The following is an 18,600-nucleotide window of genomic DNA, read 5'->3' as shown; positions in this document are numbered from 1 at the left end:
CGGAATGATTCCGTCCCCCACCAGACGAGATTGATTCAGCAAGGGCCTTGGCTGACTTATTGGTCTGGATCAAACTTAAGCAGTAAGGGCATGGAAAGCGGGCGCCTGTACCGCACACTCTCTTTTCCGGGCCTTTGGCAGAAGCTGGAAGGCATTAATGCGGGCAGATTGAACATCTGCACTGGGCAGCCTCAACAGCTTGGAAATCTCATCGACTCCGAAGCGGCATACCGTTCCCATAAGGAAAACAACCCGCTCAAGGAGCGGCAGGGTCAAGAGCGACTCGGCTTCGGATGGCAGCTTGTTGTCGACGGGTGCAAGAGCCACCATCTCCTGCGGTTGAGCTGCACCATGCTCAATAGCTTCCAGGGCTACATCTCTCTGGGCATTCAGAAGTGTCCACTCATTCTCAGGGCGCTTTTTCCAGCGTTCGTGTGCGCTCAGAAGAATCTCCTCGATGGAATCCTGGTTCCCCGGAAGGATCGAGGATGCGAGAAGAAAAAGCGCACCTAAAGAGTCAAAGAAGATTCTGCAACTTGCTACATCGCTGAGAGGAGTCATCTTGCCCACCCTTTGATTAAATACATACATGTATGTATATTTTTATACGACAGGGGTGATTCGTTGTCCAGTGAATTTGAGTGTTACAGTCAGTTTGTGGCAGAACCTGGGACAAAACAGCAGCAAAAGACGGCGGCGACACGCAAGGCTCTCCTGAAAGCCGCCAAAGTTGTCTTTATTCGGGACGGATATGCTGCTTCCAGGATTGAAGATATTGCCGCAGAGGCTGGTCGCACCCGGGGTGCCTTCTATGCCAACTTTAAGTGCAAAGAAGACGTCTTTTTCGCTTTGGTAGAGGAAGAACTCGAGGAAAAGGAGCGCCGGGGCATCCAGATTGTTTCTCAGGGAAAGACCCTGGCAGAGCGCCAGGAGTTGGCCAAAAGGTTTTTTATCGAATCCGTCCTAAGTGACCCCCTCAACATCCTGCTGCGAATCGAGTTCAAGCTGTACGCCATCCGTCGCCCTCAACTCCATAAACGTCTGGCAGAGGCAGAGAGGAGCCTGAAACAGAGGCTGAACTTTGAAGAACTGGGGCGTTTGCTTGTTCCTGAGGGGCAGGTTACCTATCCGGTACCTGATGAACAGACCCGGACAGCGCTGGAAGGACTTGTCGATGGCCTGGGCCTGGCTCTATCTTTCGACCCGGAACGCATCACCAAGAAGTATTCCGAGAAGTGTTTAGGCCGCTGGTTCGAGATCCTTATGCAGAATTTGGCTTGCGCCGATTGCCCGGCCCGAAAGAAACAGGCAGAAACTGCAAAACGGGCCTGAATTTCTCAAGAGCTCTTAGCCCTACAGCCGTTTCCCAAGTAATTGTCCCAGCAACGAATCGCAGATTCCTACACCCGTCCAAAGCTGCACTAGAACTGTAAAGATATTCGGATCAAATATCCGTAGTCTTTCTCCCTTCCTGTTGATCGTTCCTCTTTCTTCGATGTTTCCTGCTTCGATTTTTTTGTTAACCATCTCGGCTGGTAGTCCGTATTAAGCGCAGACGAGCAGGAAGCGCGCGAAGCTCAAGACGTAGCAGGAGGGAAAGTGAACAACCTTCGCAGATACTTTGCTGGAATTCTTCGGATCACCTTATTTCTCACAGTGTTTTTGGGCGCTGGTTGGGTAGGAGCTCAGACGAACTCCTCTCCGAAAGCTGATTCCGTAACGAATAACCCCGCAATCGCAAAACAGGATGCAATCATCGAGACGCGGAAAGAGCTTCTGCGGCTATTACGTATGACGCCAACGCTGACCAGTGCCGTAGCGCACGACCCATCGTTGTTGGCTGATAAGCCCTATGTGGAACGCAGCAATCCAGCTCTTGCGCAGTTCCTCGATCAACATCCGGAAATTGCACGCAACGCTGAATTCTTTCTGTTTGCCTATCTTGAGAATCCGAATGGAAGCAGAGAGAACGGCCTTGAGCGGGATGTTTGGCCCGATCTCAGCTACCAGAACCAGCAATGGGATCGATTTTGGAATGATGCCACGCCAGCCCTGGTTATTTCCTTCCTTGCGATTGTGATTTTCCGGTTGATCCGGCTCGCGCTGGAGAATTCCAGGTGGAAGAGAGCGATTAAGGGACAAGCCGATCTTCAAAATAAGTTGCTGGATAAGTTTACGAGTAATGAAGGGTTAATTGCCTATCTGGAAACAGATGCGGGGAAAAAACTAATGCAAATGCCACAAATCCCGGCCGCTACAAAAGATGAGTCTCATACAAAAGGAATGCTGGACCGAGTGCTTGTGTTAGTACAGGTCGGAACTGTTTTGATCTCAGTAGGTTCTGGACTGCGGTTATTGCCGGGCACTCATGCCAATTCCTCCGGCATCCTCACGATGAGTACACTGTTGTTGACCTTAGGGCTCGGGTTAGCCATTGCTGCAACTATTTCCTGGCTGGTAGCGCATCATTATGGACTGCTTCCTTCTCGCCTTCATAACGAAGACAACGAGCAGAGCGCGCGCTGATAAAGCTGCAAGGCGACTTCCCCTATGGCGAGCAAGGATTCAATGACGGGCGATTGTGCCATTCCGAATATCGGCGCTGCGGATCTGGTTCCGACGGCCGATGGTCTATCTGAGGATGAGCGGTTTGCGATTTTCTATCAGCAAAACGCTCGGCCTCTGTGGGCCTATCTGGCAGGAGTGCTAAGAAACCCTGCACTGGCGGATGATTTGCTCCAGGAAAGCTTTCTTCGTTTCTTGTCTTCGGTGAGATGGCAGGAAGGAGAGATGGCCTGTAAGAGCTATCTCTACCGGATTGCTACAAATCAGATGCGTGACCATTGGCGCCGTCCTTCGGATACCCCTATAGAGGAGGTACTCGAAAGAGATCTGCCGGCGGTGAGTATCGAAATCGATCGTCATATTGATTCCCAGGTATTACTCGGTCCAGCCTTTGAGAAGATGCGTCCCAGAGAACGTCAACTCCTGTGGCTCGCATATGCTGAAGAGGCCACACATCGTGAAATTGCAGAGATAACCGGATTAGGGACGACCAGCATCCGGTTGCTATTGTTTCGTGCCCGTCGCAAACTGGCCCGCTTATTACGCCAGCAAATGCTGATAGAGAGGAGCAATCGATGAATCTTTACTCTTGTAAATATCAGCGGGAAGTTACAGCAGCTCTTCGCGAGCGGCAATGGCCGGAGGTGTGTACCCCGGAGCTTCGGAAGCACGTCGAAGAGTGTGCTGCCTGTAGAGATCTGGTTTTGGTATCTCAGTCGTTGCGGCGAACACGACAGCAGACAATGTCGATTGCCCAGCCGGTATCACCGGGATTGCTTTGGTGGAAGGCCCAGATCCGGCGTCGTCAGGAAATGGTCGAACGGGCACAAAAGCCTTTTGCGATTTTCGAAATACTCACGATGGTGGTGTCGCTAATCGTTGTTGTGATATTTGCGGCCAGCCAGCGGTCGCTCTTGAAGGCATGGCTGGACTCGTTTACCCATACCTCTCATCCTGAGTCCTCACAATTTGATTGGGTTCAGCAGTTATTTGCCGGCTCAAGCCTTTGGCTCCCGCTGCTTATTTCAACCGTGATCCTTGGCCTGGCAGGTGGGCTGGTCGCATTCTTGATCCATCGTGAAGACTAATCTTCACGATGGACCGCGCGTAACCTGAATCAATTAATCAGATGGCTTTTGGCCTTGTACTACCCGTGGAATACCCTGCAGGTCCGGATGAAAGACAACAGACTTAAATCCACTCTTCTTTAGCAGCGCATCGATTGATTCCTGTTGTCCGAAACCAATCTCCAAAAGAAGAAAACCGGCAGCGGAAAGCTGCTGGAAGGCGCTTGGGATCAGGCGCCGATAGATGTCCAGCCCATCATTCCCCGCGAAGAGAGCTAATTCAGGCTCATGTTCCCGAACCTCAGCACTGAGGCTTTCCTTATCGGTTAACGGAATGTAGGGAGGATTGGAGACAACGAGATCGAAATGTTCCTTCTCCAGGCCTTGCATAAGATCGGTATGAAGAAAACGGATTCGCTCAGCAACGCCATTCTTCTCTGCGTTTTCACGAGAGACACCGAGAGCTGTAGGAGATATATCTGTTGCAGTGACTGATGCGTTTGGAAGCCGATGCGCCAGGGTTACGGCGATAGCTCCGGAACCGCTGCCGATATCGATTATTCGCGGTGCTTGATAATTTACTGCGATGGCAAGAGCAGCTTCGATCAAATGCTCTGTTTCCGGACGTGGAATCAGTACTCCAGGCTTTACCGCGAAGGGCAAGCCATAGAATTCCTGCTGGCCGGTAATGTACTGGATCGGTTTGCCGGAAGCTCTCTCCTGGATAATCTGACGGTAGTTTCCTATTGCTTCTGCGGTGATGTGTTCACGCGATTGAGTTAAGAGCTGTGCGCGTCCGCAGCAAAGGACGTGCATCATCAAAAGCTCTGCATCCTGGCGCGCACGGTCTGGATGTGGCGAGGCGGCGAGGATGTCAACCGCCTCACGAAGGGCTTCCTGTAGGGTCACGACTTACGCTACGTTAACGGCTTCCGCTTTCAACCGCTCTGCCTGATAGTGGGAAATCAGTGCATCTACGATTGGCTGCAGCTTGCCTTCCATAACTTCCGTGAGTTGATGGATGGTAAGGCCGATACGATGATCGGTTAAGCGGTTTTGCGGGAAGTTATAGGTGCGGATCTTCTCGCTGCGATCTCCGGAACCGACCTGGCTCTTGCGTTCTTGAGCGAGTGCCTGCTGCTGGCGCTCCATCTCTACTTCGTAAAGACGGGAACGCAGCACGCGCATAGCCTTCTCACGGTTTTTGATCTGCGACTTTTCGTCCTGGCAGCTTACGACGGTGTTCGTCGGAAGGTGCGTAATACGAACAGCAGAGTAGGTCGTGTTTACCGACTGGCCACCAGGTCCCGAGGAGCAGAAGGTATCGATGCGGATATCCTTCGCCTCGATTTTGATATCGACATCTTCAGCTTCAGGCAGGACAGCAACCGTTATAGCCGATGTGTGTACACGCCCTTGGGTCTCTGTGGCGGGGACACGCTGCACACGATGAACACCGCTCTCATATTTGAGCTGGGAGAAGACTCGATCGCCTTCGATGATAGCGATGACTTCTTTCAGCCCGCCAACTCCGGATTCCGAGGTAGACAGAATCTCGACCTTCCAGCGGTGCTGTTCGGCAAAGCGGGTATACATCCGGAAGATTTCAGCCGCAAAGAGAGAGGCTTCGTCTCCCCCGGTTCCGGCACGGATTTCTAGAATGACGTTCTTCTCGTCATTCGGATCTTTGGGCAGGAGCAGAACTTTCAACTCTTCTTCGACTTTGGGCAGTTTCTCTTCCAGAGAAGCCAGTTCCTCGGTTGCCATGGCGCGAAGGTCAGGATCGCTCTCATTGAGCATCGACTTAGCATCGGCCACACCCTGGGCTACCTGCTTGTATTCACGGAACTTGTCGACCACCGCTTCCAGGTCTCGGTGCTGTTTAGCCGTTTTCTGGTACTTTTCGTGGTCGTTAATGACTTCCGGGGTGGCGAGCTGGGAAGCCAATTCTTCATAACGTTGTTCGATCTGCTCTAAACGTTCAAACATGATTCCTCTGGGCGCAAGTACCTGTGTACTGAGTGTTTGGGGTTTCTAAGGGATACGACGGAGACAGCAAAGTGTATTCGCGGCGGGAACCGCTAGAGCAGGGTCGAGATGACGACTGGTAAATTCATTGCTGTAGCTATTCTATTTTACCGCCGATTCCCTGAATCGGCAGCATCTACTTGATAAAGGATGTCGCAAGAAAACGCACGATTCACCGGATTTGCCGAGCTTTGTGAGCAACTTGCCGGGACAACCAAGAGGCTGGAGAAAAGGGCCTGGATTGCCAGGTACTTGCAGTCTCTTCAAACGGATGCGGCTCTGGCTGCTCAATATCTGTCAGGGCTGGTCTTTCCTGAGACTTCCGGGAAGGTCCTGAATGTAGCCGGGGCTCTTCTACAAAAAATCGTGCAACAAAAAAGCAATGCTTCTCCTCAAGAGATGCATGCGGCATATCTGCGCCATGGCGATATGGGTGCCGCAGCTGCCGATCTTTGGCCGAGTCGGTCACCCGGGGCGGATCTCACGTTTTCTCAGATCCAGGAGTTTTTTGACTATATCTCCGAAGCCCGCGGCGTAGAGAGCAAGAGAAAACTTGTCGAGGGCTTGATGGATAGGGCCTCCCCTCTGGAAGCAAAATACCTGATCAAGCTGATCCTGGGCGACATGCGGATAGGAGTGAAGCAAAGTCTGGTCGAGGAAGCCATTGCCGAGGCCTACGAGGCCAAGACTGCTGCTATACGCCGGGCCACGATGCTTCTGGGAGATCTGCAACAGGTTGTTCGGCTTGCCGCAGAGCGCAGGCTGGAAGAATCCCGGATGCAGCTCTTCCACCCCCTCGGATTTATGCTGGCCAGCCCTGTAGCCAGTGTTCAGGAGGCAATGGAGCGTTTTGCCGAGGAGATTACAGCGGAACATAAGGGACAATCGGAGGCTTTGCCGGAAGTGACTCCCGTGGCAGTGCTGCCAATTCAGGTTTCTCCCGAGCAGGCCGTTCAAGAGGCGCAGCTGGAAGACAAGTACGATGGTATTCGCTGCCAGCTTCATGCCGGTGATCCTGCTCAGCCGGGAAGAGTAGCCCTCTTTTCCCGCTCTAAAGACGACATGACGGTCAGTTTCCCGGAACTGGTAGCGGGTTTTCAGCAGCTACGCCAACCGGTCATTCTCGACGGCGAGATCCTGGCTTGGAGTCCGGCAGAAAATAGGGCTCTTCCCTTTACCTCTCTTCAGCAGCGGTTAGGTCGAAAGCGGGTGACCGAGGCGATGCAGCGGGATAATCCGGTTATCTTTATGGCCTTCGATGTTCTGTATCTCAATGGAGAGTTGGTACTGGAAAGAGCTCTCGCGGAGAGGCGGATACTTCTCGATCGCCTGGTTGCGGCTGAGGCGGAGCGCACAGCTGTTTCGAGTACGGGAGAGCACGGACAGGAAAATCTCTTTTCTCAAGCGGAGGAGATAGCTTTTCCCCGTTTCCTGCTGGCCCCCGCTGTCGAGTTGAAGAGTGCCGAGCAATTGGAAGCTGCTTATGTCGAGGCACGTGTCCGTGGCAATGAGGGAGTCATGCTGAAGGCCCGCAATAGTATTTACCAGCCAGGAAGACGTGGGCTGGCCTGGCTGAAGCTCAAACGGGAATTGGCCACTTTGGATGTTGTGGTTACGGCAGCAGAGTATGGTCATGGGAAACGTGCCGGCATTCTTAGCGATTACACCTTTGCGGTTCGTGACGGGGAGCTCTTCAGAAATATAGGCAAAGCCTATTCGGGGCTAACGGATGCTGAAATCGACCGGTTATCCGAATGGTTTCAGGAACACACGGTAAAAGATTATGGGTATGTCCGAAGTGTCGAGCCAAAGATGATCTTAGAAGTTGCTTTTAATAACATTATGCGTAGCGATAGGCATGATTCCGGTTTCGCCTTGCGCTTCCCCCGTATTCTCCGCATTCGTGACGATAAGCCGCTTGAGGAGATCGACACACTCCAACGCGTAGAAGAGATCTATGACTCGCAGCCGGATAAGCCTGTCGAATGAGATGTATTTGGGCTTCGACAGAAAGATGGCCGAGTATCGAAGTTTTTAATTATCGAATGCATGCAGATGCTGCGATATCGATAGCCGAACAGGGTTAAATTCCCAAATATCGTTCGGCTACCGATATGAAAGCCTCTGCTGTCCTTGCCTCAGCACGCTCCCTTGCCCCTTCTACAAGCTGGGCATTTCGCCGATTACAGGCAAAATCAGGTGAGATGGATGCTCCGCATCGGAATAGATTGTCTGCTTTGCAGCTTTATAGTCTTCCGGTGTGGCGGTCATGATGTTAGGCACAAACTTTTGTGGATTGCGGTCGTAGAGCGGGAACCAGGTGCTCTGAACTTCAACCATCAAACGATGTCCTTTGAGAAACATATGATCCGCTCCATGCAGACTGAACTTGTATTCGTAAGGCTTCCCTGGAGTAAGTGCCGAAGGATGGTCGAATCCTGAAAGATAGCGCCCGCGGAATATCTCTGCATTCACGATCAGTTGAAAGCCCCGCATTGTTGGGTCTGAATCGTCACTCGGGTAAACATCGATTAGCTTTACAATCCAGTCGCTATCTGTGCCCGATGTCGATGCAAATAAGTCGGCTACGACATCGCCGGTGATGGTGAGGTTTGCGTTGAGCGCCGGTGATTCCCATGCGGCATGGTCTTTGTGATCGGAGATAAACCGCTGGTCTTCGACCATCCAGTCTCTCCACAGAGAACCGGGAGCATAGGTAGCCTGAATGGGACGATGGCGGTATGGAATGGGATTCTTGGGATCGGAATGATAGCTCTCTTCTCCGTGAGCTTGGGTTTGAGAGAAGCTGAGCTTGCTTTTCGGTGCAAGATATAAGTTCTGAGATCTGGCTTCAACGGGTGGCCAATGGGAGTAACGGTGCCAGCTGTTGCTGCCACTCTGGAAGCTGGCCGTGTCGGCTAGATCGAAACCTGATTCATCCTTCAAATAATGAGCGAAGAAAGGAGCTTCAATCTTGGCGCGGTACTCGTCGCTGATTGGTGCCCCATACTGTAATGCCCCGATATGGCGTCCACTGGAACTCCACTGGCCATGATGCCAGGGGCCGAGCACGAGAAAGTTTTCATGCTTGCTATCGTGCGGCTCCAGAGCTGCATATTCGGCTTGTGGTCCCCACATATCCTCTTGGTCGTAATAACCCCCAACCGTGAGAGTCGGAACTGTCACCGCATTCAGATGGTATTCCACACCACGTGAACGCCAGACGTTGTCGTAGAGTGGATGTTCAAAGAAATCTTTCCATGTCGGCAGAGTACCTGATTCAGAAGCCTTTGTTGCTCCGGCAAAGGACGTGTTCGAGAGGAAGAAGTCGTAAGCATCCTCGTCCAACTTGCCAAAGGTAGATTCCTTTGTGCTCTCCATTCCCAATACATAGTCATAGCCATAGGTCTGGCGAAAGGCTCCATTATGGAAGAAGTCATCGCCCAACCACGTGTCGATCATGGGAGCTTGCGGAGATATAGCCTTCAGAGCCGGATGCGGATCGATTCCCGCCATCATCGCAAGAAAGCCGTCATAACTTGTGCCTAAGACCCCGACACGACCATTGTTATTCGGAATATTTTTAACTAGCCAGTCGATTGTGTCCCATGCATCGGTGCTTTCGTCTACTGCTTGTTTGTTGCTATGGTCGGCAAGAGGGCGGCACATGATGAACTGTCCTTCCGATTGATACCTGCCGCGAATATCTGCACCCACAAAAATATAGCCGCTGGCAGCCAGTTCTGTGCGGGAGACGTGAATGCCAGAAGAACTCAGGCGATCTGCTCCATAAGGTGTGCGATCCATCAAGAATGGAAGCGGAGCATTGGTGTCGGCAGGACGGAGGATTACGGCATGCAGTTTTACTCCATCCCGCATCGGGATCATTACCTCTTCTCGCGAATAGGGACGGAAATGACGAATGACGGGCTCGCCAATCTTTGAGTAACTGGTATTGAGAAAGTCGACGGTAGTAGCATGCCCGCTGGCGTCCAGGGTGAAATGAAGATGCGTTTCGGAGCCACTTAGGGTGGCATCATCGATTGCTTGCGGGACCAGTTCTTGAGGAGTGCGACGCTCGCCTTCCATATAAAGCTTGTCGTCCTGCCTGTAGATATTTAATGTCGTGTCCGGGTCGGCTGAATTTTGGTATCTGCCCACGAGAGCGTCCATCTGTGCAGCACTGGCATGAAAAGAAGCCTGTTCTGTAGAAGTGTTCTGGGCCGATAGAGGGCTGAGCCACAGAGAGGTGGCGAGCAAGAAGACAACCAGACAACCGATCGGACGATTCACTAAGAAAATGCCTCCATGTTTGGGGTCAGAGTAACATGAAGAGCTTCCTGTATATTCCTAAGCTTTTGAATTACAGCATTCAGTGAGAACAGTCGTGATGGTGAGAATGGGAGTGCCCGTGGTGGCTATGCATATCAATTACGTCCACAGGTATTACGCATCCATGCGCGACCTCGCACTCCACATTCTCGAACTGAATCGTAGTGTGGTGGATATGGAAGCTGGAGCGCAAGGTGGAGTTGATCTCCTCCAGAATACGAGTGCTTTCGGATGTGGGAATGTCTGCGATCGTGACATGGCAGGCTAGTGCGTGCGTCTGTGAACCAAGACTCCAGACATGCAGATCATGGACGTCTTCTACTCCGGAAATTGCTTCAAGTGCACTGCGTACGAGAGGGATAGAGATTCCCCTCGGCGTTCCTTCGAGGAGAATGTTCAGGGTTTCACGCACGATTGAGACTGACGACCACAGGATCAAAGCGGCAATCAGCAGCGAGAGCGCCGGATCAATCCAGTTTTGACCTGTAAAGGCAATGCCTAAGCCACCACCGATAACGGCTGCAGTGGAGAGCGTATCGCCCAGCATGTGGAGAAACACACTCCGGATATTTACATCTTTAGCGACACGCCACAGGAGGGCTGCAATGGCCCCATTCATCACGACACCTGCGGCTGCAATGGACATCATCAATTCCGGGTGAACCGGAACCGGATGACTTAGCCGGCGAACGGCCTCTATTCCGATCCAAATGGCGATGAAAACAAGAGATAAGGCATTTAGAAAAGCAGCCAGGACTCCTGCTCGCTGATACCCGAAGGTCTTCTCATCTGTTGCCGGGCGCGACTGGAAGTAAACAGCCACAAAGGACAACAGGAGAGCTAGAAAATCGGAAACATTGTGTCCTGCTTCCGAAATTAGGGCCAGGGAGTGGGCGCGAACACCGGCAACGAAGGTCAGAACTACATAAGCCAGGGTTGCCACAAGCGAGAAGCGAAGGACTCGCTGCATCTTTTCAGTTGTGGCTCCGTGAATATGCATAACTTTAGTCTAGCTGGCTGAAGGGTAGGATGGCGAGAGGCCACTTTCCGATAGTTGACGCTGCTCGAAAAGTGACCCTGTCGGGCCGTCACTACCTCATTCCATAAAGTGCTTAAGCCGTGGTCTGGTATCCAGCCAAAGCTCCACTTCTGCTCCCAGAAACCGAGACAAGAGACTTATTTTTCTTCCTGAAAACTGTCGTTTTTTCATGATCAAAGGTCTCGTAGTCCTCTGCCGCAAGGCGGAACTGTCGTACTACTCCTTCGAGTTCTCCAGCCAGATGTGCGAGTTCCCTACAAGCCTCAGCTTCTTCTTCTGCAGAGACATTCGATTCTTGAGCCAGGTTTGCGACCTTCGTAATGTTTTCGCTGATTTCACTGCTGGCGGAGGACTGTTCAGTCGCGGCTGTGGCAATCATCGTGACCATGTGCTCTGCTTCTTGGGCCATTTTGATGATTTCACCGAGAGAACTCTGTGCCGCGGTGGTTTGTTCCAGTCCTTCGGAAACGTCTTTCTGGCCCAGCTTCATAACCTGCAGAACTTCATGTGTCTCAGACTGAATCGATTGCACCATTGCAGCAATCTCTTCCGTTGCAGATTTTGTCCGCTCAGCTAAGCGCCGAACCTCTCCACTGACTACGGCAAAGCCCCTACCGTGCTCTCCGGCACGTGCCGCTTCAATCGCAGCATTCAAAGCGAGGAGGTTGGTCTGGTCTGAGATCTCGCGAATGACGGTTACTACTTTTCCTATCTCTTCCGAACGTTTGCCCAAGGATGACATCTTGGTGGTCATCTTTTCTGTTGAGGCGGCAATCTGATGCATGGTCTTGGTGGTGTTTTGCATTACATTCCCGCCACCGGTTGCAGCCTCGGCCGACTGGCGGCTCATGGTCGCTGCTTGGGAGCTGTTTTGGGAGATCTCCCCAATGGTGATGGTCATCTCCTGAGCCGCGGCGGCAACCGTTTCTGCCAATCCGGATTGCGTCTTTGTGTTCTGCAACGACTGGCTTGAGCGGACGGAGATTTCTTCACTCGCGGAGGAAAGAGTCTCAGAGCCCTTCATGATGGATGTGAGCACGCTTCTCATTGAATGGACGGTTGCATTGAGGGCAGAGGAAAGGCGTCCTACTTCATCGGAAGAATTTACTTCCAGCGTCTCGGTCAGATCCTTATCGGCAACTTTTTCCAGTACCTGTGTCGCATGTATGAGTGGCGGTGCGATGAGTTTGGTGAGCATCCAGCCGATGACGAGTCCCATCGCCGTGACAAGGCAAATCATCGCGATGACGACGTTGCGAATCGTCTGGTAGGTAGTGGTGGCACTGCTGTAGGCTTTGTGCGCAGAATCGGTATTGAGTGCAATGGACTTTTCCAGATCCGCCTGCACCTTTTTGAAGGCCTTGAGGCCATCTTTCTGCATGGTTGCGATGGCTTCGTCCTGCTGTCCTGCTTGAGCCAGTTCAAAGACGTGGTTGACTAGTGAGGTATAGGCATTCATGTCCGCGTCATAAGCTTCGAAAGCGGATTTCTCCCCTGCTTGGGAGATCAATGGGACATATTGCTTTACATAGCTTTCGAGTTTTTCCGCATACTCATGACGCTCCGTCTTGTAGTGCTCGATACACTCGGGTGTTTTGCACATCATGAAGTTCAGCTCTGCCCGGCGGACATTTGAGACAGACAACCTTACATTTCCAAGCGCTTGGACACTTGGCAAGGAGTCCTCTGCCATAGCCACGGTGGCCTGGTGAATTGTCGAAAGACTTTTTAAACAGATGGCGCCTAATACCATACAGAGGACTGAGACCAGACCAAAGGCAAAAGCCATTTTCCGGGCAATAGGCAAATTACGAAAAAAATTCATGTAGTGTCCTCCATAGGGGATAGCTTTTGGCGGCTATATGTAACAATCGGCGGAAATATCAAATTAATTACCGCACTGACACTTTCGTGTAATAGAGCATTACTTTAGGTAACTTAAGTGGTATCAATGCGAAACCCTATGTAGATGTATGCCGGATCAACGAATGATTACGCTAGCTTTCAGCTGTATGCCACTAATCACGGGAAGGCTAAAGCAAAACCAATCTTGTCCTAACTAGCCATACTTGGGATCGATTGGTGATCGATCCCAAGTACCGAATGAGCTGGTTCGGCAATATACATGTGGAGTTATTGAATATCTTTAGTTCGGAGAGTCTTGGGCAGGTTCTGCTTGCGAATACATGTCCTATCTGGAGGGACGACCAATCAAGCCTGGAAAGTGATAGTCCCAGTGCATCTATTGCATATGTGCAGAGGCTCTATCTTCTATGGTTTCGTTCCCATTTGGCGGCGGGCAAGTGCACAAAGCGGTACTTTGAGATCGATTATTTTGAGAGGTACTGAGCAAGTTCTCGTCTGTTGAGATATTTCACGGCTTTAGCGCGGAATCAGGGTTACTGTGTCCGATCCAGCAGGGGTAAGTGCAGCTTTTCTGATAAGAAACAACCTACGTTCCTCCCTCCGGGGTCGGTTTTATCATTGCCAGACTTGACGGAAAAGCTGCGCAGTCTTTCGTGGCTTGCGGATACATCTACCCTGATTCCGCTTTAGTGGACTGCCAGACTTTGAGCAAGTGAGGTTTTGGCAGATCGAGATATTAGTGCAGCTATTCCGCGAAAGAATCGGTTCTCCGCTTCGTCTGTTTTATGCAAACGGGGCGGAAAGGATAGCCACACTATGCGGTTCTTTGCCCGATGGTTCTTTGGTGAACCTAAGCCATAAACCTGAAATGCTTCGGAACGGTGCGGTTATCGAGATCTTGGCAAGGTTGGTCTCGATGGCGGATGGGAAACGCTGTCTCTTAGTCCGCTCCATGTTTCCGCAATTACGATACTGTTCTGCGGGTTGTGAGGCTCATACCGAACGGAACAGGGAAAGCCGACACGGGTAGCGTAAAGGTCGACCTCTCCGAGAGCGGTGACATCCTGGGAACACTCATAGACGACACCGGCGATTTCATATTTGTAGAGAATGAGTTTCAGTCCGTTCGGATTGCCTTCCGACGGAAGCAGTTCGTTAATATCCAGGACTGTGCCATCTACGATACGTCCGCTTTGAACAAGTTCAGTGCGACGCTCTCGTTCAATCTCATCCGGCGATGGTCTTTTCCGAAAAACGGCAACGCCTACTCCAACGAGCACAAGGCCGGCCGCTGCAATTCCAGCAATCACTTGTGGGTCGCGCAAGGAGAGGTGCGTTAATCCGAGGGTCATTCTTTTGGCCTGTTCCCAGTCGATGCACTTATTCTAGAGCATTTCTCGCATAGGTATACCGCCGACGGTGACGAGGTGTAGCTTTCTTTCCACCCCTGCAAATCAAAGACATGTTTGCGGCGACCATGACTTTGAAGGAAAGCTTGCTTTCGGCGGAGTCAAGAGAGGGTGAGTTCCCCCTGTAGAAATTGTGCAGAAGATGAAATCGGGCCGGTAGATGTGCTTCATTATTGTGGCAGATTGCGGCAATGGCGGTGCTCTGACCCTCTGGGGCCTCAGAGGCTATAATGAGAATCGCATGTCTATACGCAAGCCTTCACCAGCGGCATCTGCCGCTTCTTCTGTTTCTGTTGCCAATCCACCGCGTTCCCCGCGTATCCGTTCGACGACCGTAATTTGTGTCCGGCGGAATGGCAGTGTTGTTATGGCTGCCGATGGGCAGGTCACATTAGGGGAGAGTGTGATCAAGCACTCGGCAAGAAAGATCCGGCGCCTTTATCAGGAAAAGATCCTTGCCGGCTTTGCGGGATCCACGGCGGATGCGTTCTCCTTATTCAGCCGCTTTGAATCCAAGCTCGAGCAGTATGCGGGCAACTTGGGACGCGCAGCCGTAGAGCTAGCCAAGGATTGGCGTACCGATAAGATGCTACGTAACTTAGAAGCATTATTGATCGTTGCCGATCCGCAGCAGATCTTCCTGTTATCAGGGTCGGGGGATGTTATCGAGCCTGACGAAGCGATTGCCGCTATTGGCAGTGGTGGAAGCTATGCCTTGGCCGCCGCCAGAGCCTTGATGGAGAACACCGATCTTTCTGCTCGTGAAATCGCGGAGAAATCGCTGTATATCGCAGGTCAAATCTGCATTTACACCAACGACAAGATCACAGTGGAAGAGCTGCACGCCTAAGCTGGCCTTACGTCGTGCAGGGGAATCAGATGGCTATCTACTTACCAGGAACATCGGAAGATCAAGAACTGGCATTGGAAGAGCTTACGCCGAGGGAAATCGTTGCGGAGCTGGACAAATACGTGGTCGGCCAGAGTGCCGCGAAACGTGCTGTTGCCATTGCCTTAAGAAACAGAATGAGGCGGCAGAAGCTGCCTCCCGATCTCGCCGACGAGATCATGCCGAAGAACATCATCATGATTGGGCCTACCGGGGTCGGCAAGACGGAAATTGCCCGCCGCCTGGCCCGGCTTACGAACTCGCCTTTTCTCAAGGTAGAAGCTTCAAAGTTTACTGAAGTTGGTTATGTTGGCCGCGATGTCGAGTCAATCGTTCGCGATCTCGTTGAGATTTCTATTGATATGGTTCGCGAAGAGAAATTGGAAGAGGTGGAGGATAAGGCTGAGCTCAATGCAGAAGAGCGCTTGCTCGATGTCCTGCTACCGCCTCCGACAAGTTCGGCCACACCGGCACCTCCAGGGCAGCCGGTTCCGGCGTTGCCCGGTGCGACAACCGAAAACCCTGAGCCCTCAAGTACTTCCGCAACTGCTGATGGCACTGACAGCTATCAGAGGACGCGCGAAAAATTGCGCCAACAGTTTCGAGAAGGCCGCCTGGACGACCGTGTTGTCGAAATCGATGTTCGTGAGCGGAATATGCCTTCGTTGGAGATCATCTCCAATCAAGGTGCGGAAGAGATGGGAGTCAATCTTCAGGATCTTCTGCCCAATATCTTTGGCCAACGCACAAAGAAGCGGAAGATGAAAGTCTCGGAAGCCTTCGATTATCTGGTTCAGGAAGAAGAAGGCCGCCTGATCGATATGGAGCAGGTACAGCGTCTGGCCGTCGAGCGGGTCGAGAACTCAGGAATTGTCTTCCTGGATGAAATCGACAAGATCGCGGGCCGCGAAGGAGGCCATGGTCCGGATGTCTCTCGAGAAGGAGTTCAGCGGGATATTCTGCCAATTGTCGAAGGGACGACGATCAACACTCGTTATGGCATGGTGAGGACCGACTACATCCTCTTCATTGCTGCCGGAGCCTTCCACGTTTCGAAGCCCAGCGATTTGATCCCCGAATTGCAGGGCCGTTTCCCGATTCGCGTTGAATTGCAGTCACTTACGGTAGAGGATTTCCTGCGTATTTTGACGGAGCCGAAATCTTCTCTGACCAAGCAATATACGGCTTTGCTCGAGACAGAAGGAATAGTTCTCGAGTTCAGCCCGGAAGCTTTGGAAGAGATGGCACAATTCGCTTTCCGCGTGAATGAAACTACTGAAAATATTGGAGCTAGACGTCTGCACACGATTATGGAACGGGTGCTGGATGAGATCAGTTTCCTGGCTCCAGATGTGGCAAAGCAGAAGAGCGGATCTTCGGACCCAAATGCAGATGGAAATTTTGGCGCAGAGGTTCCTCTTCCGTTGGAAGAGCGGGAGACTCCGAGTGGTCGTCAGAAAGCGTTCGTGATCACTCCGGACTATGTACGCAAGACAGTCGCTTCGATCGTGAAGGATCAGGATCTGTCGCGGTACATTCTATAAGCCCAGCACTAGGCATCCCAGGCCTCCGCATGAGGCCTGGCGCCCTCCAATTCCGGTTAACTTCTCAAAACCTACCTAATTGACCGGAGGCGGCAGCAGGTTCGGGACGCGCCGGCTAAGTTCTTCACGCACTAGCGTCAATCCATAGACACAGCGCTCAAACCAGTCAGAGAGTCGTGCATATAACGGAGCTTCTTCCGCATATTCGAACAAGTCAAAGAGCGAAACGATGTAGTAGCTCTCCTTCCCTGTTTCTACCAGTGCAGAAAAGCTTGTTGTAGAGTGTCTCTTCTGGGTTGATTCCGGGTACATGCCTGCAAAGAAAAGCGCATAGTCACCAATGTGCCTGCGGATTTCCCTTTCGGCATCGAAGGACGCTGCCGTGCCGTTGATCGGATCGGAAGCGGCAAGCATCTCTTCCAGGTTTTCAATTGGACGACCTTCTTTGTCGTGGATTGGATATAAACGATCAGTCTGGGCAAAAGAAGTTAGTACACTCGCAATGTAATTACTCACCCGCGGGTCGGCCAGGCCTAGCTCGTGTACATACTTATCAGCTACAACATCATGAAAGAGTTGGTAGAGCGGTTTGGGATCGGCAATCATTTGTCACCCTCCTTTTCCGGTACCTTTCACCGAAGATGCACTCCTCCCCTTACAGGAATGCGCTATTTTGTGACTACAGGTGACACTGAGAATACGGATTTTGTCGCGTTTGCCAAGATAGAAAAATGATTCCTCTGCAACTTGTTTAGCAGCGGGACAAAGAGAGTGCGAAGATTTCAAACTGGAATTGGGCGGGGAAAGTGTTCTAAAGAAAAGCCCGGCCTGCGACGACAAGCAAAACCGGACTTTTCGAGGAAAAGCTATAACTCTAATGTTTTCAGGTATTCCCGGAATTTGGGTCCCAGGTCGTCGCGCTTGAGAGCAAACTCTACGGTAGCTCGCAACATGCCGAACTTGTCCCCGGCATCATGACGTACGCCATCGAAGTTGAAACCATAGACATGCTCGTACTGCAGCAGAGCCTTGATGCCATCGGTGAGCTGCAGCTCTCCTCCTGCTCCCGGCTCAGTGTTTTCCAGCAGATCGAAGATACGCGGGGTCAAGATATAACGGCCGATGATGGCATTTTTCGAAGGAGCCTCTTCGAACTTCGGCTTCTCCACCATGCCACTGACCTTCATGATGCGCGGATCTTTTTCATCCACCGTGCCATCCAGGACGCCGTAGGCAGAGATGGCCGGGCCTTCGATGCTCTGAGTCGCAAGAACTGATCCTTGCCGCTCCTCAAAGACTTCGATCATCTGCTTTAAACAAGGGACCTCTGCGGCGATGACATCGTCGGGAAGAAGCACTGCAAAGGGTTCATCGCCCACGAGCTTACGGGCGGTCAGTACGGCATGGCCGAGTCCCAGAGCTTCCTTTTGCCGAACATAAGAGATTTTGGCCATATGGGCCACATGGCGAACCATGTCGAGCAGTTCGGTCTTTCCACGACGTTCCAGCGTAGCTTCCAATTCAAAGCTGGTATCGAAGTGGTCTTCCATAGGGGTCTTGCCCCGGCCGGTAACAATGATGATTTCGTCGCAGCCTGCAGCGAGTGCCTCTTCTACTCCGTACTGGATGATGGGTTTATCAACCAGAGAGAGCATCTCTTTAGGGATTGCTTTCGTTGCGGGCAAAAAGCGGGTTCCCAAACCCGCGGCGGGAAAAACTGCCTTCCGAACTTTCATGGTCATTGCAAAGGATCCTCGAAAACTGCACAACAAGATGGGGGGACACTGAGGACGGTGCCCTGTTAATTGTAAGGGTCTAAATGGGTTAAGTGCAGATAAGAATACAAAAACTTAGATGCGGG

Annotated in this window: 16 protein-coding genes; 7 read left to right on the top strand and 9 right to left on the bottom strand. The window is 51.9% G+C overall.

What is annotated here, in order from left to right:
- Positions 1-75: 75 nt before the first annotated feature.
- Positions 76-561, bottom strand: coding sequence for a hypothetical protein (locus AC6I7T_RS14930; protein WP_497794285.1), 486 nt, complete (start codon positions 559-561; stop codon positions 76-78).
- Between the two features lie 63 nt (positions 562-624).
- Here AC6I7T_RS14930 and AC6I7T_RS14925 point away from each other — a divergent pair, with 63 nt between their 5' ends.
- From AC6I7T_RS14925 to AC6I7T_RS14910, 4 genes are all read left to right on the top strand, one after another.
- Entirely contained in the window at positions 625-1,332 is a 708-nt protein-coding gene (locus AC6I7T_RS14925) for a TetR/AcrR family transcriptional regulator (protein WP_497794283.1), read from the top strand.
- Between the two features lie 267 nt (positions 1,333-1,599).
- On the top strand, positions 1,600-2,526 hold the full coding sequence (locus tag AC6I7T_RS14920) for a hypothetical protein (protein WP_497794282.1): 927 nt from the start codon (positions 1,600-1,602) through the stop codon (positions 2,524-2,526).
- Between the two features lie 24 nt (positions 2,527-2,550).
- Positions 2,551-3,144: an RNA polymerase sigma factor gene (locus AC6I7T_RS14915; protein WP_497794281.1), complete on the top strand. Its 594-nt coding sequence runs from the start codon at positions 2,551-2,553 to the stop codon at positions 3,142-3,144.
- A complete protein-coding gene (locus AC6I7T_RS14910; RefSeq protein ID WP_497794280.1) occupies positions 3,141-3,653 on the top strand; it encodes a hypothetical protein in 513 nt (170 codons plus the stop codon). The genes AC6I7T_RS14915 and AC6I7T_RS14910 overlap by 4 nt, the downstream gene beginning before the upstream one ends.
- Before the next feature lie 33 nt (positions 3,654-3,686).
- Here AC6I7T_RS14910 and prmC read toward each other — a convergent pair whose 3' ends face one another.
- Together prmC and prfA are read right to left on the bottom strand one after the other, a co-directional pair.
- Positions 3,687-4,541 (bottom strand): peptide chain release factor N(5)-glutamine methyltransferase, encoded by an 855-nt coding sequence (prmC, locus tag AC6I7T_RS14905; RefSeq protein WP_497794279.1) that lies wholly within the window; start codon positions 4,539-4,541, stop codon positions 3,687-3,689.
- A gap of 3 nt (positions 4,542-4,544) precedes the next feature.
- On the bottom strand, positions 4,545-5,621 hold the full coding sequence (prfA, locus tag AC6I7T_RS14900) for a peptide chain release factor 1 (RefSeq protein WP_497794278.1): 1,077 nt from the start codon (positions 5,619-5,621) through the stop codon (positions 4,545-4,547).
- 189 nt (positions 5,622-5,810) lie between these two features.
- Between prfA and AC6I7T_RS14895 the strand changes: the two genes are divergently transcribed.
- The gene (locus AC6I7T_RS14895) at positions 5,811-7,649 is read left to right on the top strand and encodes an ATP-dependent DNA ligase (RefSeq protein ID WP_497794277.1); all 1,839 of its coding nucleotides are present in this window, start codon (positions 5,811-5,813) and stop codon (positions 7,647-7,649) included.
- A gap of 171 nt (positions 7,650-7,820) precedes the next feature.
- Here AC6I7T_RS14895 and AC6I7T_RS14890 read toward each other — a convergent pair whose 3' ends face one another.
- The 4 genes from AC6I7T_RS14890 to AC6I7T_RS14875 form a co-directional block, all read right to left on the bottom strand.
- Positions 7,821-9,953, bottom strand: coding sequence for a CocE/NonD family hydrolase (locus AC6I7T_RS14890; protein ID WP_497794275.1), 2,133 nt, complete (start codon positions 9,951-9,953; stop codon positions 7,821-7,823).
- Positions 9,954-10,032: 79 nt separating this feature from the next.
- Entirely contained in the window at positions 10,033-10,962 is a 930-nt protein-coding gene (locus AC6I7T_RS14885) for a cation diffusion facilitator family transporter (protein ID WP_497794274.1), read from the bottom strand.
- 142 nt (positions 10,963-11,104) lie between these two features.
- Positions 11,105-12,856, bottom strand: coding sequence for a HAMP domain-containing methyl-accepting chemotaxis protein (locus AC6I7T_RS14880; RefSeq protein ID WP_497794273.1), 1,752 nt, complete (start codon positions 12,854-12,856; stop codon positions 11,105-11,107).
- A 928-nt stretch (positions 12,857-13,784) separates the two neighbouring features.
- Positions 13,785-14,249: a hypothetical protein gene (locus AC6I7T_RS14875; RefSeq protein ID WP_497794272.1), complete on the bottom strand. Its 465-nt coding sequence runs from the start codon at positions 14,247-14,249 to the stop codon at positions 13,785-13,787.
- Between the two features lie 298 nt (positions 14,250-14,547).
- Between AC6I7T_RS14875 and hslV the strand changes: the two genes are divergently transcribed.
- Both hslV and hslU read left to right on the top strand, forming a co-directional pair.
- Complete coding sequence (gene hslV, locus AC6I7T_RS14870) at positions 14,548-15,156, top strand: ATP-dependent protease subunit HslV (RefSeq protein ID WP_497794271.1); 609 nt, start codon at positions 14,548-14,550, stop codon at positions 15,154-15,156.
- 29 nt (positions 15,157-15,185) lie between these two features.
- Positions 15,186-16,739: an ATP-dependent protease ATPase subunit HslU gene (gene hslU / locus AC6I7T_RS14865; RefSeq protein WP_497794270.1), complete on the top strand. Its 1,554-nt coding sequence runs from the start codon at positions 15,186-15,188 to the stop codon at positions 16,737-16,739.
- A 75-nt stretch (positions 16,740-16,814) separates the two neighbouring features.
- On the opposite strand, the gene AC6I7T_RS14860 is transcribed toward hslU, so the two are convergent.
- On the bottom strand, positions 16,815-17,345 hold the full coding sequence (locus AC6I7T_RS14860; protein WP_497794268.1) for a hypothetical protein: 531 nt from the start codon (positions 17,343-17,345) through the stop codon (positions 16,815-16,817).
- Positions 17,346-17,605: 260 nt separating this feature from the next.
- Positions 17,606-18,481 carry a UTP--glucose-1-phosphate uridylyltransferase GalU gene (gene galU, locus AC6I7T_RS14855; protein ID WP_497794267.1) on the bottom strand — a complete coding sequence of 292 codons (876 nt, stop codon included), beginning with the start codon at positions 18,479-18,481 and terminating at the stop codon, positions 17,606-17,608.
- Positions 18,482-18,600 lie beyond the last annotated feature (119 nt).

The organism is Humiphilus diazotrophicus (assembly GCF_059726315.1).
The sequence above is the reverse complement of the archived record's forward strand: the minus strand, read 5'-3'. Positions and strand labels throughout refer to the sequence as shown.